Raw genomic sequence first — 13,299 nt, 5'->3', positions numbered from 1 at the left:
CGCCCGGCAGCGAGGCGGCCGCCAGTTCATCGTGCTGCGCCGCGCGTGCCGTGGTGGCGGCGCGCGGGTGTCGCGGCGTGCTGGCTGCTGGCGGGCGCGGGGCTGGCGCTCGCGCTCGGGCCGCTGGTGCCGCGGCTGATCGATGGCGGCAGCGGCGACGTGATGTCGTTCGCGCGGCGCGCGGATATCGCGTATGCCGTCTACACACCGGAGCGGCGCCATCCCGTCGAAGTCGCGGCGGCAGAGGAAGAGCATCTGATCGCGTGGCTGTCGAAGCGGCTGAACCGGCATCTCTCTGTGCCGTCGTTGCAGGAATATGGCTACACGCTCGTCGGCGGCCGGTTGCTGCCGGGCGAAGCGGGGCCCGCCGCGCAGTTCATGTACGAGAACCAGAGCGGCGCGCGCCTCACGCTCTACGTGACGGGCATTCCGAAAGACGAGACGGCGTTTCGCCTGTTCCGCGACGGCAACCGGCGCACCTTCTACTGGATCAACGACCGGATGGGCTACGCGCTGTCGGGGCCGATCGAGGAAGCCAAGCTGCGTTCGATCGCCATTGAAGTCTGCGGCGAACTGGGCGGCCGTCCGGAGACCTGGCAGTAATTTCGCCGTCCTCCCCGTCTCCCGTCCCGCCCGGAAACATCGCGTAATACACAGCACGTCCGTGCCTGCGCCGCGCGAGGAATAGGCTCCACGAGCCGCGCGTTTAGATAAGGCAGGCGCGCGTTTTACATCGTCGAACGCGGCCGTCCTGCAAGGCGATCGATGGCGTCTTCACGGCGACGGCACACCACTGTGCCGCGACACCTCACCGTCGGCAGGACAGATCATGCGTACTTTCATTGGACTCAGCGCGGCGCTCGTCGCGTGCGCCGGATGCGCGGTGCTCGCCGCGCCGCCCGTCGCCGCGCAGGAGCCGCTCAACGACCAGGTCAATTGCCAGAACGTCGTCGGCCAGGCCGAGATCGACGGCACGACGCAGCAAATCAGCGGTCTCGCGTGCAGGCAGGCGGACGGGACGTGGCAGATCCAGCAGGCGGACAATGCCGTCGTCTATCCCATTCCCGCCTATCCTTACTATGACCCTTGGTATTGGGGACCGCCTGTTGCCGTGGGCGTCGGGACGTCGTTCGTGTTCGTCGACCGGTTCCATCATTTCCATCACATGAACCATGTGCATTGGGGACAGCCGGGCGGACGATTTCACGGCTCGGGCGGCATGCACGGCTGGAGCGGCGGCACGCACACGTGGGGCGGCATGGGCCACGTGGGCGGCATGGGCGGCGGGCACCGGCGTTGACGGCCTGTTCGCGCTTGGTGCGAGGTACCCGGCAACGCGATGCCGTGCCGACTGCGGCTCAAGGCACACCGACAGCGGGCGGACCCAGCATCACGCAGCCGAACCACAAGCAAGCCGACAACGGAACAACCTCGACAGCCGTTCCACCCGAACAGGGAGCGCCGTGACACGCATCTTGCCGCCAGACCTTTCCGCCGCGACGTTCGATCGCGCGCTGGCCGCCTTCGAATCGATCGTCGGCGCGACGCAGGTTGCATCGTCGCCGGCGAGCCTCGCGCCGTATGCCGATCCGTTTGCGCCGGGGCCGCTCGCCGCCTCGTTCCTGCCGTCGGCGGCGCTGTTGCCCGCGAACGTCGACGAAATCCGCGCGATCCTGCGCGTCGCGAACCAGTACCGCATTCCCCTGTGGACGGTATCGACCGGGCGCAACTTCGCGTACGGCGGCGCAGCGCCGCGGCTGGCCGGTTCGGTGGTGCTGGACCTGCAACGGTTGAACCGCATTCTCGCCGTCGACGAGCGGCTCGCCACCGCGCTCGTCGAGCCTGGCGTCAGCTATTTCGACCTCCATCAGCATCTGCGCGCGCACGGGCTACGGCTATGGGTCGATCCGCCCGCGGCGGGCTGGGGCAGCGTCGTCGGCAACACGCTCGAGCGCGGCTTCGGCACGACGAACTACGGCGACCACGCGTCGAGCCAGTGCGGCATGGAAGTGGTGCTCGCCAACGGCGACATCGTGCGCACGGGCATGGGCGGCGTCGAGATCGGCACGTCCTGGCAGGCGTTCAGATACGGCTACGGGCCGTCGTTCGATCCGATGTTCATGCAGTCGAACTACGGCATCGTCACGAAGATGGGCGTCTGGCTGATGCCCGCGCCGAGCGCGTATCTGCTCGGCGAAATCCAGTTCCAGCGCGACGACGATCTGGAAGCGATCGTCGAGACGCTGCGGCCGTTGCGCCTTGCCGGCACGATCGGCAATCAGGCGGTGATCGAGGGCGCGCTGCGCCGGGCCGCGGGCATCGGACCGCGTTCGCAGTGGTACGACGGCCCGGGCGTGATGCCGGAGGGCGCGATCGCGTCGATGATCGAGCAGCTGAAGATCGGCCGCTGGAACCTGCACTACGCGCTCTACGGCGAGCGCGAGGTGATCGCGGCGAAAGAGACGCTCGTGCGGCGCGCGTTTGGCCGCATCGCGGGCGCGCGAATGCTGTCGGCAACCTATGACGGCACCGTGGAACCCGAAGCGGGCGGCGACCGCAACCTCGCCGGCATTCCGGCGATGACGGCGTTTCGCATGCTCGACTGGCGCGGCGGCAGCGGCGCGCACGTCGATTTCTCGCCCGTGTGTCCAGCGACGGGCCGCGATGCGATGCGCCAGTACACGCTGGCAAAAACGCGCGCGAACGAGTACGGCTTCGATTACTACGGCGGCTTCACGTCGGGCGAGCGGCACCTGCATCACATCGCGGCCGCCATCTTCGACCGCGCCGACGCGCGCCAGAGCGAACTCGCGGGCGACCTGCTGCGCGCGTGGATGAGCGACGCGCACGGCGCGGGTTACGGCGAATACCGCTCGCATCTCATGTACATGGACTTTGCGGCGGCGCGCTACAACTTCAACGACGGCGCGCTGCTGCGCCTGTCGGAGACCATCAAGGACGCGCTCGATCCCGCCGGTATCCTGTCGCCGGGCAAGCAGGGCATCTGGCCGAAGGCGTTTCGGCGCTGGCGGGGTTATACGTAAGCCCGCGTGAACAGCGCAAACCCACACCGAGGCACGCAAAGGACGTCGCAAATGGAACGGCGCACATTTCTTGCAGCTGGGGCCTGGCTGTCCGCGACGGCGGGCACGGGCGCGCCCTGGCGCGCGCGCGCGCTCCCCGGCGGAATACAGCGCGCGGATTTCGCGCTGATCGACACAACGCTTGCCGAAGCCACCGCGCTGTCGGATCACGCGATGCGCGTGCGCGTGCCGATCCTCGATGTGAATCGTGCGCCGCATGCCGACATCGCGGCGCTGTGGTACGACCTGCTCGCGCCGCGCGCGGCCGCGTCGGGCGGGCACCTGACGCTCGTCGGCGTGACGCGCGCCGCCGATTTCTTCGTGCTCACGCGTCTCGCGCTGCCGCCCGCTGCGCCGGTGACGCAGGTGAGCGGCACGCCGCGGCGCGCGTGCGTCGCCTTCGCGCTTGCCCTCTGATCAAAAGCGATACGCCGGATTCTTCGGATCGAACGCCATGTCGTCGAAGGTTTTGGGCGTGATCGTGAGAAACACGATGCGCTCGAACGGCTGCCCGTCGTTGTCGTACGATTCGGCCGTTCTGAAATACGGATGCCGCAGGTCGAGCCCGAGCACCTCCTTTTTCGCGTAGTACTCGGGCTGGCCCGTCGGCGTCTCGTACGTGAACGCGATCACGCGCACGCCGTCGAGCGTCTTCACCTCGATCTGCGCGGGGTGCGTGATACCGACGGCAGCAAACTTGCGGCCTTCGTCGAGGAACTGCCGGGCGATGAACTCGATGCCGAGATCGCGCACCTGATGGTTCGACTGCGAGCGCGCGAGCACGCCGTTGACCGACGCCCACATGGGCACGATGTTGAAGATGCCGCCGAGATGACCGTACATCTGGTCGGGCCGTCGCGTTTCGTCGTAGATCATCTCCTGACCGGCGTGCGGGCCGCCCGGCAGCCATTTGGCGTAGATGCGCAACGGGTCGCGCGTGAGCCGCACGAGCATGTGGTCGGGCCTGCGCGGCCACACGCCGCGTATGCGCTCCTGGCGCAGCATCGTGAACTCGTACGACGGATAGCCGTTCGGCCCTTCCTCGATATAGCGCGGCACCGTGAGGGGATCGAATGCTTCGAACAGCGCGACGAGTTGCGCGTCGTCCATCTGTTCGAGCGTGCCGCTTTGCGCGGCGTTGCGCAGCCACTTGACCTGTTGTTCGAGTGGCAGCTTCACGACGAGCGAAGCGGCTTCGCTGGCGGGCGAGGCATGCGATGCCGGGGTGGCTTCGGCAGGCGCGCTCGCGTCGTTCTGCGCGAGCGCGGTGCTCGCGGCGGCGGCAATCAGCGCGCAGGCCATGCGCGCGGAGAACCATGACATCCAGCGAAAGCCGTTGTTTCGACCCATGAATTGCTCCATCAGGTGCGGACGGCTCCGACTGGATCGCGCGCGATCGGGCGATCACGCGCGCCGGGCCGTCAACTGGTTTTGTGCTTCGCCAGCTCCTGATCGCGCAGCTCGCGCCGCAGGATCTTGCCGACATTCGTTTGCGGAAGCTCGTCGCGGAACTCGACGACCTTCGGCACCTTGTAGCCCGTCAGATTCTTGCGGCAATGCGCGATCAACTGCTCCTCGGTGAGGGAAGGATTGCGGCGCACGACAAACACCTTCACGCGCTCGCCCTGCGCGACATCGGGAATGCCGATCGCGGCCACCTCGCGCACGTCCGGGTGCATCGCGATCACGTCCTCGATCTCGTTCGGATACACATTGAAACCCGACACTAAAATCATGTCTTTCTTGCGGTCGATCAGGCGGATATAGCCGCGCCAATCCATCACGCCGATATCGCCCGTGGCGAGCCAGCCGTCTTCGTCGAGCACCTTGGCCGTTTCCTCGGGACGGTTCCAGTAGCCTTTCATCACCTGCGGGCCTTTTACGCACAGCTCGCCCGGCTCGCCGATGTCGGCCCAGCTGCCGTCGTCCTTGCGAAAGCGCACCTGCGTGGACGGCGCGGGCAAGCCGATCGAGCCGTCGAACTCACGCATGTGTTTCAGGTCCACCGGGTTCATCGACACGATGGGAGAGCATTCCGTCAGCCCGTAACCTTCGATGATCGGCTTGCCCGTCACTTCGCGAAAACGGTCGGCGACGGCTTTCTGCATCGCCATGCCGCCCGCCATTGCGAGCTTGAGCTTCGAGAAATCGCGCTGGCGGAACTCCTCGTTGTCGAGAAACGCGTTGTACAGCGTGTTGACGGCCGTGATGCCCGTGAAGGTCTCGTGGCGCAGAATCTTCATCACCATCTTCGTGTCGCGCGGATTGGCGATCAGGATGTTGCGTCCGCCGAGCCCCATGAAGATCATCGCGTTCACGGTCAGCGAGTAGATGTGATAAAGCGGCAGCGGCGTGAGCACGGTTTCGACGTCGTCGGTCAGCTGGCCTTCGGCCCAGACCTTCGCCTGCAGCAGATTCGCGACGATGTTCCGGTGCGTGAGCATCGCGCCTTTCGCAACGCCTGTCGTGCCGCCCGTGTACTGCAGGAACGCGAGATCGGCGGGCCTGATCTGCACGGGCGCGAGCGTGCGCCTGTAGCCCGTCGCGAGCGCGTCGAGCAGCGGCACGGCCTGCGGCAGGTTGTACGCGGGCACGAGCTTCTTCACGTGACGCAGCACGAAGTTGATCAGCTTGCCCTTCAGATTGAGGCCGTCCTTCAGCAGATCGCCGAGCGCCGTGACGACGACGTTCTGCACGCGCGTGCCCGCGAGCGAATCCTCGACGGTTTTCGCGAAGTTCTCGAACACGACGATGGTTTGCGCGCCGCTGTCCTTGAGCTGATGCGACAGTTCGCGCACCGTGTAGAGCGGATTCACGTTGACGACCACGGCGCCCGCCTTGAGTGCGCCGAAGAGCGCGACGGGATATTGGAACGTGTTCGGCAGCATGATCGCGACGCGGTCGCCCGGCTTCACGCCGATGCTCTGCAGATAGACCGCGAACGCCGTCGCCTTGCGCGCGAGTTCGCCGTACGTGAGGCTTTCGCCGACGCTCACATAGGCGACGCGTTCGCGAAAGCGCGCTGTGCATTCATCGAAGAACGCGACGACGGACGCATACTGCGACGCGTCGATGTCATGCGGCACGCCGGGCGCGTAGGACGCGTACCAGATGCCGTCGGTGTTCGGCGCGCGCGGCGGCGTCGGTGCCTGCGTTTGACCTTGCGGCTGGGTTTGCGCTTGCGCTCGAGTTTCAGCTTGCGTTTGCGCCTGGGTCGGCGTCCGATGCTCGGTGGTCATGGCGTCTCCTGGATCTTTGGGCGATTGTTGTTGTGTTGTATGTGTCGTGCGCATGAATCGTGCGGGGTCGCGGAAGTGGCCCGGATTCTACCGTTCCAGAATCGCGACGACACCCTGGCCGCCTGCCGCGCAGATCGAAATCAGCCCGCGCGCGGTGCCCGCCGGCTTATCGAGCTGCGCGAGCATTTTCGCGAGTCCCGCGACGATGCGCCCGCCCGTGGCCGCGAACGGATGGCCCGTCGCAAGGGAGCCGCCGTTCACGTTGATTTTCGCGCGATCGATGTCGCCGAGCGCGCCGTCGAGTCCCAGTTGCGTGCGGCAGTACTCGTCGTCTGCCCAGGCCGCGAGCGTGCACAGCACCTGCGCGGCGAACGCCTCGTGAATTTCGTAGAAGTCGAAATCCTGCAACGTCAGGCCCGCGCGTTTGAGCATGCGCGGCACGGCGTACGCAGGCGCCATCAGCAGACCCTCCTTTTTGTCGAAGAAATCGACGGCGGCCGTCTCCGACCAGCTCAGGTACGCGAGCACAGGCAGGTTGTGCGCGGCCGCCCATTCGTCGCTCGCGAGCAGCACGGCCGACGCGCCGTCGGTGAGCGGTGTGGAGTTGCCCGCCGTCATCGTGCCGGCGTCGCGGTCGAACGCGGGTTTCAGCGACGTGAGCTTGTCCAGCGTCAGGTCGCTGCGCAGGTTGTTGTCGCGCGTGAGGCCGCGATAGGGCGTCATCAGATCGTTCAGGAAACCGCGCGCATAGGCTTGCGTCAGCTTGCGATGGCTGTCGTAGGCAAGCACGTCCTGGGCGTCGCGCGAAATGGCCCAGCGCTTGGCCATCAGCTCGCAATGCTCGCCCATCGACAGCCCCGTGCGCGGCTCGCTGTTGCGCGGCAAGAGCGGCTTGAACAACATGCCGGGGCGCAGCTTGCTCAAGGCGCCGACGCGCTGTCCCGCCGACTTGCCGCGATTCGCTTCGAGCAGGATCTTGCGCATCTTCTCGTTGACGCCGATGGGCGCATCCGACGTCGTATCGACGCCGCCCGCGATGCCGGCGTCGATCTGCCCGAGCGCAATCTTGTTCGCCACCAGAATGGCCGCTTCGAGGCCCGTGCCGCAGGCCTGCTGCACGTCGTAGGCGGGGGTTTCCTTCGCCAGCGTGGTCGACAGCAGGGCTTCGCGCGTCAGGTTGAAATCGCGCGAATGCTTGATGACGGCGCCTGCCGCGACTTCCCCGAGGCGTTCGCCATGCAGGTTGTAGCGGTCGATCACTCCTTGTAGCGTGAAGGTCAGCATGTCCTGGTTCGAAGCCGTCGCGTATGCGGTGTTCGAGCGCGCGAACGGAATGCGGTTGCCGCCCAGAATCGCGACGCGGCGCACGGCGGGCAGCGAAAGTGTCTGTGGTTGCTGAGGCATCAGCGGGCTCCCTGGTTGTATCCGCCTCGCGGGCGGCCGTTTGAAGCAGGGTGATACGCCCGGCACCTGCTTCAGAACGAAACGGGCCGGGTCTTGATTCCATCGTCAGAGGCATATTGCGCGGCCCGGCGCGCTTCGCGTGTTACGGGCCATTACGAAGCCTTGCCCGCCTGCGGCGCTCGCGACGGACGGCGTCATTGCAGATTCCACTGAAGGCGGCCGCGCAGGTGAGGCTTGCCGCCTGTTGGATCGCGCACTTCGAACTCGCGCGCCCCAGGCTCGGGCGAGGCCGTCCACAGCGACGCCTCGCCGGGCAGCAGCATCGGCAGTTTGAACTCGCCCGCGAGCGTCGCATCGGCGAGCCGTTTGGGCGGCTGCAGCGCGGCCGCCGTGCGCGCGAGCGTCCACATGCCATGCGCGATCGCGCGCGGAAAGCCGAATGCGCGCGCCGACAGCATCGTCAGATGGATCGGGTTGTAGTCGCCGGACGCCTTCGCGTAGTCGCGGCCCAACTGCGACGGCAGCTGCCAGCGCGCCGCGCGCGCGAGCGCGGCGCCCGTCGCGTCGAGCGGGCTCAGCGGGTCGCCGCTCGCCGCGACGCCGCGCTTCAGATACACGCTGTCGCCGTCCCACACGGCCTCGCCGCGCCGGTAGACGCGCGTCTGCAGCACGAACGCCTGGCCCTTGTCGTGACGCAGCTTCGCGCCGAACTCGACCTCGACGCGCAAGGTGTCGTCGAACGACAGCGGGCGGCGCATGTGCACGCAGTTGGCCAGATGGACGAGGCCGAGCGCGGACCACGGAAACGCGGGGTCTGTCAGCAACAGCAGATGCAACGGAAAGGCGAGCAGATGCGGAAACGTGAACGGAATGCCTTGCTCGGGGAAGAAGCCGCACACGCGCGCGTAGCGTTCGATGGCGACGGAATCGAGCGTCACGGCGGGGCGTACGAGCCGCAGCGCGGGCAAGTCGGTGGGGCGGTGGCGCTGGAAGCCCTTGATCACGCCCGTCGCCGCGCGCGCATACAGCGCGGCGGGCTTGGGTAGTTCCGGCAGCACGACCGTTTTCGTGCGGGTCGCGCCGAACATCGGGCTGGACTCGAAAAAGGCCATGACGCTCACGCTCCTATCAGGCTTTGTCCGCACACTCGCACGATTTGCCCCGTCACGCCCGACGAGCCCGGATGCGCGAGCCATGCGACCGTCTGCGCGACGTCGGCGGGCTGGCCGCCCTGGCTCATCGAATTCATCCGCCGGCCGGCTTCGCGCAACGCGAGCGGCATCTTCGCCGTCATCTGCGTTTCGATGAAGCCGGGCGCGACCGCGTTGATCGTGATGCGGCGCCTGGCGAGAAGCGGCGCCATGCTCTGCACGCGGCCGATCACGCCCGCCTTCGAGGCTGCATAGTTGGTCTGGCCGAGATTGCCCGCGATGCCGCTGATCGACGAAACAGCCACAATTCGCCCGCCGTCGCGCAGCGTGCCCGCTTCGAGCAGCGCGTCGTCGATGCGCTCCTGCGCCGACAGGTTGATGTCGATCACGTCGCGCCATGCCGCCTCGCTCATCTTCGCGATGGTCTTGTCCTTCGTGATGCCCGCGTTGTGCACGAGCACGTCGACGCCGAGTTCGTCGAGCGCTGTCGCGAGTTGAGCGGGCGTCTCGGGCGCGCGATGTCGAGCGCGAGCGCCGTGCCGCCGATCTGGCGCATCGTGGCGTCGAGCGCGCCCGTGGGGGGGCGGAATGTCGACGCCGATCACGTGCGCGCCTTGCGCGGCGAGCACGTTCGCAATGGCCGCGCCGATGCCGCGCGCCGCGCCCGTCACGACGGCGCGCTGGCCCGCGAGCGGCTGGGTCCAGTCGAAGTCGGCCACGAGCGCGTTCGCCGCCGCACCGATTCGCACCGCCTGGCCCGATACATATGCCGAACGCGGCGACAGAAAAAAGCGCAGCGTCGCTTCGAGATTGCTTTCGGCGCCATGGGCGGCATACAGCAGATTCGCCGCGATGCCGCGCCGCGCTTCCTTGCCGAGCGAGCGCACGATGCCTTCGAGCGCGCGTTGCGCCGTCCACTGGCGCGGACTCGCGCAGGCTTCGGGCGGACGGCCGAGCACGATGATGCGGCCGGATTTGTCGAGCGAGCGCAGCGTGTCGTGGAAGAACGTGTAGAGCGTGGCGAGCTGCGCGCTGTTGTCGATGCCGCTCGCGTCGAACACGAGCGCCCACACGCGCGCCTGAACGCCCGCTGCGGGATCGGTGGCTTCGAAGCGGCCCGTCATCAGCCCGTGACGGTTCGCGAGCGGCACCCACAGGCCCGCGCCCGGATGCGCGACACTCGTGATGCCGATATGCGCGATGACGTCGGCGAGGGCATCGAGCAACTGCGGCGCCGGCCCCGCGCCGACAGCGACGATGCCGTCGAACTCGGGCGCGTCGGCCTTGTAGCGGCGCAACACCTCGGGCTTCGGCAAACCGAGCGAGCGTGCGACCCGCGCGCCCAGCGGCGAGTTGACGAAGTTCAGGTAGGAATCGTTCATCTTCTTGGCCCCTGGACCCTCAGCGGATGGCGTCAGTGTGCACGGAGCGTGCGACTTGCCGCAAGTTGCGTCCCGTTTTGGTCAATGGGCGCGCGCTGGTGCCGCTGCCGGCGGCCACATGAGGCAGCCGCCGATGCTGCCGCTGATGAAACCGCCGTTCCCAGCCGCATCACGCGGCCAGTTCCATCGCCTTGTCGAGCGCTTCCTTGCGCCGCTGCAGATCCGCGAGCAGGCCGAAGTCGGCGGGGAAATCGTCGACCTTCACCACCTCGGCGCCGAAGCGCGCGTAGTCGTCGAGCACCGTGCGCTCTTCCTCGTCGATCAGCCCGCGCTGCAGCGCCGCTTCGTTCCAGTCGGCGAGATCGGCGAGACTTTGCGGAAGCGGCTCGATGCGGCCGCGTTTGATCGCCTCGCGCAGCCGCTGTTCGATCTGCGCGACGCGCGGCACCAGCGCGAATGCCAGTTCGCCGTAGCCGATCGTATCGACGGCTGCATGCGGCACGTACGAATCGGCGAGCAGCCGCTCGCGCGTGTCGCCGGGCGTCTGCATCAGCTCGGCGATCGCGCTGCCGAGCGCGTCGGAGGGCGCGCGGTGCGGCAGCCCGAACGGAAACGCGATCACGCGCACGAGGGCGGCGGCGAAGCGGTTCGGATAGTTGCGCAGCACGCCGTCGAGCGCGGTCTGCGCGCGCAGCAGCGCGTCCTCGACGCCCCATTGCACGAGGGGAAGATCGCTCGCGTGGCGGCCCTCGTCCTCGAAACGCTTGAGCGTCGCGGAGATCAGATAGAGCTGCGACAGCACGTCGCCAAGACGCGCCGAAATCCGCTCGCGCCGCTTTAGTTCGCCGCCGAGCGTGAGCATCGAGACATCGGCGAGCAGCGCGAATACCGTCGATAGCCGCGCGGCCGCGCGGTAATACGGCGCGAGCGGCGCGTGCGCGCGCTGCGGCCTCGCGATCAGCCGGCCGCCCGTCACGCCGTGCACGAAACTGCGCACGACGTTCGACAGCGTGAAGCTCACATGCCCGAAGAACGCCGCGTCGAAATCGCGCAAGGCCTTCGCGCGTTCGGCTTCGCGTGTGGCGGCCATTTCCTTGAGTACATACGGATGGCAGCGGATCGCGCCCTGGCCGAAGATGATCAGGCAGCGCGTGAGGATGTTCGCGCCTTCGACGGTGATCGAAATGGGCACCTGCTGATACGCGCGCGCCAGAAAATTGGACGGCCCCATGCAGATGCCTTTGCCCGCGACCACGTCCATGCCGTCGTCGATCACTTCGCGGTTGCGCTCGGTAATGTGGTACTTCGAGATCGCCGAAATGACGGAGGGCTTCTCGCCCAGATCCACCGCCTGCGCCGACAGGCGGCGCGCGGCGTCCATCACGTAGAGGTTGCCGCCCATGCGTCCGAGCGCTTCCTGCACGCCTTCGAACTTGCCGATCGGCGTGCGGAACTGGCGGCGCACGGCCGCATAGGCGCCGACGCCGCGCGCGGCGATCTTCGACATGCCCACGTTCGACGACGGCAGCGAAATCGCGCGTCCCGCCGCGAGGCATTCCATCAGCATGCGCCAGCCGTTGCCGACCTGCGCGCGTCCGCCGATCACCCAGTCGAGCGGGATGAACACGTCGTTGCCGGAGTTCGGGCCGTTCTGGAACACGGCGTTCAGCGGCCAGTGGCGACGTCCGATGTTCACGCCCGGGTGGCTGGTCGGAATCAGCGCGCAGGTGATGCCGGGTTCGTCGTCGGGGCCGAGCAGGTGGTCGGGATCGAGCGCGCGAAACGCGAGCCCGAGCACCGTCGCGATCGGGCCGAGCGTGATGTAGCGCTTGTTCCATGTGACGCGAAAGCCGAGCGTCTCGCGTCCTTCGAAGGTCCCTTTGCAGACGATGCCGACATCGGGAATCGCCGCCGCGTCGGAGCCTGCGTACGGACTCGTCAGCGCGAAGCAGGGGATGTCGTCGCCGCGCGCGAGACGCGGCAGATAGTGGTTCTTCTGCGCGTCGGTGCCGTAGTGCAGCAGCAGTTCGGCGGGACCGAGCGAGTTCGGCACCATCACCGAGACAGCCGCCGCCGAACAGCGCGTCGCGAGCTTCATGATGACCTGCGAATGCGCGTACGCGGAGAACGCCTTGCCGCCGTACTGCTTCGGAATGATCATGCCTAGAAAGCCCTTGTCCTTGACGAACTGCCACGCTTGCGGCGACAAGTCCTGCCAGACGGCCGTGGTCTCCCAGTCGTTGGCAAGATCGCACAGCTGCTCGCATTCGTTGTCGAGAAACGCCTGCTCGTCGGCCGTCAGCTTCGCCGGACCGTAGCCGAGCAGCGTGTCCCAATGCGGACGTCCGGAGAAAAGGGCGGCGTCCCACCAGACGGTGCCCGCCTCGATCGCGTCGCGCTCGGTCGGCGACATGTCGGGCAGGGTCTTGCGGAACGCGTCGAGCACGCGGGCGCTCAGCCACGCGCGGCGCAACGGCTTGATGGTCAGCGCGAGCGCGGGCAACACCAGCATGACGGCGAGCACGATGCTCGCCGTCGGGCTGGTTGCGTGCGCGAGCGCTACGCCCGCGACCCAGACGGCGACAAACGCGAGCCACCACACGGCGTGCGCCTGCGCGTAGATCAACGCGCCCGTAACGACGATCAGCGCAACGATGAACCACGTCATGGCGATGCCTCCTTTGGATGCCGATGGGCGAGCGCGTCGCGCAATGCGAGGCAGGCTCGCCTGTTTCTGCGTGTGCCGGTTGCGCGGTGCCCGCCGTCGTTCTTCGCAGCCTGTGTGCCTGCGGGACCGAGAAGGGCGTCTAATGCGCGGGCTGCGCGCCATCGTCCGCGTTCGCTCGACTGCTCCCGCATTCTCTCTTTTGCCGGCGCCCCCGCTTTCCGGGTAGACCGTTGGGCGCGCGAACCGCGACCCGACGCGTCGTCGCCTCAGCCCTGCGCCGTGTAACGCGTGAATGGCGCCCGTGCGTGGAGCTGGCGGCTGGCCGTGTGCGCCGGCTCGACGGTCGAGGCCGCATCGGTGCGGCGCACGGCG

The 13,299-nt window shown here is 67.4% G+C and carries 10 protein-coding genes; 4 read left to right on the top strand and 6 right to left on the bottom strand.

Translation table 11 applies throughout. The features are described 5' to 3' along the window. The 4 genes from H3V53_RS40555 to H3V53_RS40540 form a co-directional block, all read left to right on the top strand. A partial coding sequence (locus tag H3V53_RS40555) for an anti-sigma factor family protein (protein ID WP_336602628.1) occupies positions 1 to 603 on the top strand: 603 nt, incomplete at its 5' end. Positions 604 to 829: 226 nt separating this feature from the next. Further along, positions 830 to 1,300, top strand: a complete 471-nt coding sequence (locus H3V53_RS40550) for a hypothetical protein (protein ID WP_336602627.1) — start codon at positions 830 to 832, stop codon at positions 1,298 to 1,300. Between the two features lie 163 nt (positions 1,301 to 1,463). After that, positions 1,464 to 3,044 (top strand): FAD-binding oxidoreductase, encoded by a 1,581-nt coding sequence (locus H3V53_RS40545; protein WP_336602626.1) that lies wholly within the window; start codon positions 1,464 to 1,466, stop codon positions 3,042 to 3,044. A 51-nt stretch (positions 3,045 to 3,095) separates the two neighbouring features. Continuing rightward, entirely contained in the window at positions 3,096 to 3,500 is a 405-nt protein-coding gene (locus H3V53_RS40540; RefSeq protein ID WP_336602625.1) for a hypothetical protein, read from the top strand. Here the strand turns inward: H3V53_RS40540 and H3V53_RS40535 are convergent, their stop codons facing one another. The 6 genes from H3V53_RS40535 to H3V53_RS40510 all read right to left on the bottom strand — a co-directional run bounded on the left by H3V53_RS40535 (position 3,501) and on the right by H3V53_RS40510 (position 12,927). Continuing rightward, complete coding sequence (locus tag H3V53_RS40535) at positions 3,501 to 4,433, bottom strand: DUF1571 domain-containing protein (RefSeq protein WP_336602624.1); 933 nt, start codon at positions 4,431 to 4,433, stop codon at positions 3,501 to 3,503. It abuts the gene before it with no gap. Positions 4,434 to 4,504: 71 nt separating this feature from the next. Continuing rightward, positions 4,505 to 6,322, bottom strand: a complete 1,818-nt coding sequence (locus H3V53_RS40530) for an AMP-binding protein (protein WP_336602623.1) — start codon at positions 6,320 to 6,322, stop codon at positions 4,505 to 4,507. An 87-nt stretch (positions 6,323 to 6,409) separates the two neighbouring features. Next, positions 6,410 to 7,726 (bottom strand): acetyl-CoA C-acetyltransferase, encoded by a 1,317-nt coding sequence (locus H3V53_RS40525; protein ID WP_336602622.1) that lies wholly within the window; start codon positions 7,724 to 7,726, stop codon positions 6,410 to 6,412. Positions 7,727 to 7,920: 194 nt separating this feature from the next. Next, a complete protein-coding gene (locus H3V53_RS40520; RefSeq protein WP_336602621.1) occupies positions 7,921 to 8,838 on the bottom strand; it encodes a MaoC/PaaZ C-terminal domain-containing protein in 918 nt (305 codons plus the stop codon). A 5-nt stretch (positions 8,839 to 8,843) separates the two neighbouring features. Further along, positions 8,844 to 10,259 carry a 3-oxoacyl-ACP reductase gene (locus H3V53_RS40515; protein ID WP_336602620.1) on the bottom strand — a complete coding sequence of 472 codons (1,416 nt, stop codon included), beginning with the start codon at positions 10,257 to 10,259 and terminating at the stop codon, positions 8,844 to 8,846. Between the two features lie 169 nt (positions 10,260 to 10,428). Continuing rightward, positions 10,429 to 12,927, bottom strand: a complete 2,499-nt coding sequence (locus H3V53_RS40510; protein ID WP_336602619.1) for an acyl-CoA dehydrogenase — start codon at positions 12,925 to 12,927, stop codon at positions 10,429 to 10,431. Between the last annotated feature and the right edge of the window lie 372 nt (positions 12,928 to 13,299).

The organism is Paraburkholderia bengalensis, assembly GCF_037126505.1.
GTDB lineage: Bacteria > Pseudomonadota > Gammaproteobacteria > Burkholderiales > Burkholderiaceae > Paraburkholderia > Paraburkholderia bengalensis.
Note: the sequence above shows the minus strand (reverse complement) of the source record. Positions and strands in the feature narration are given on the sequence as shown.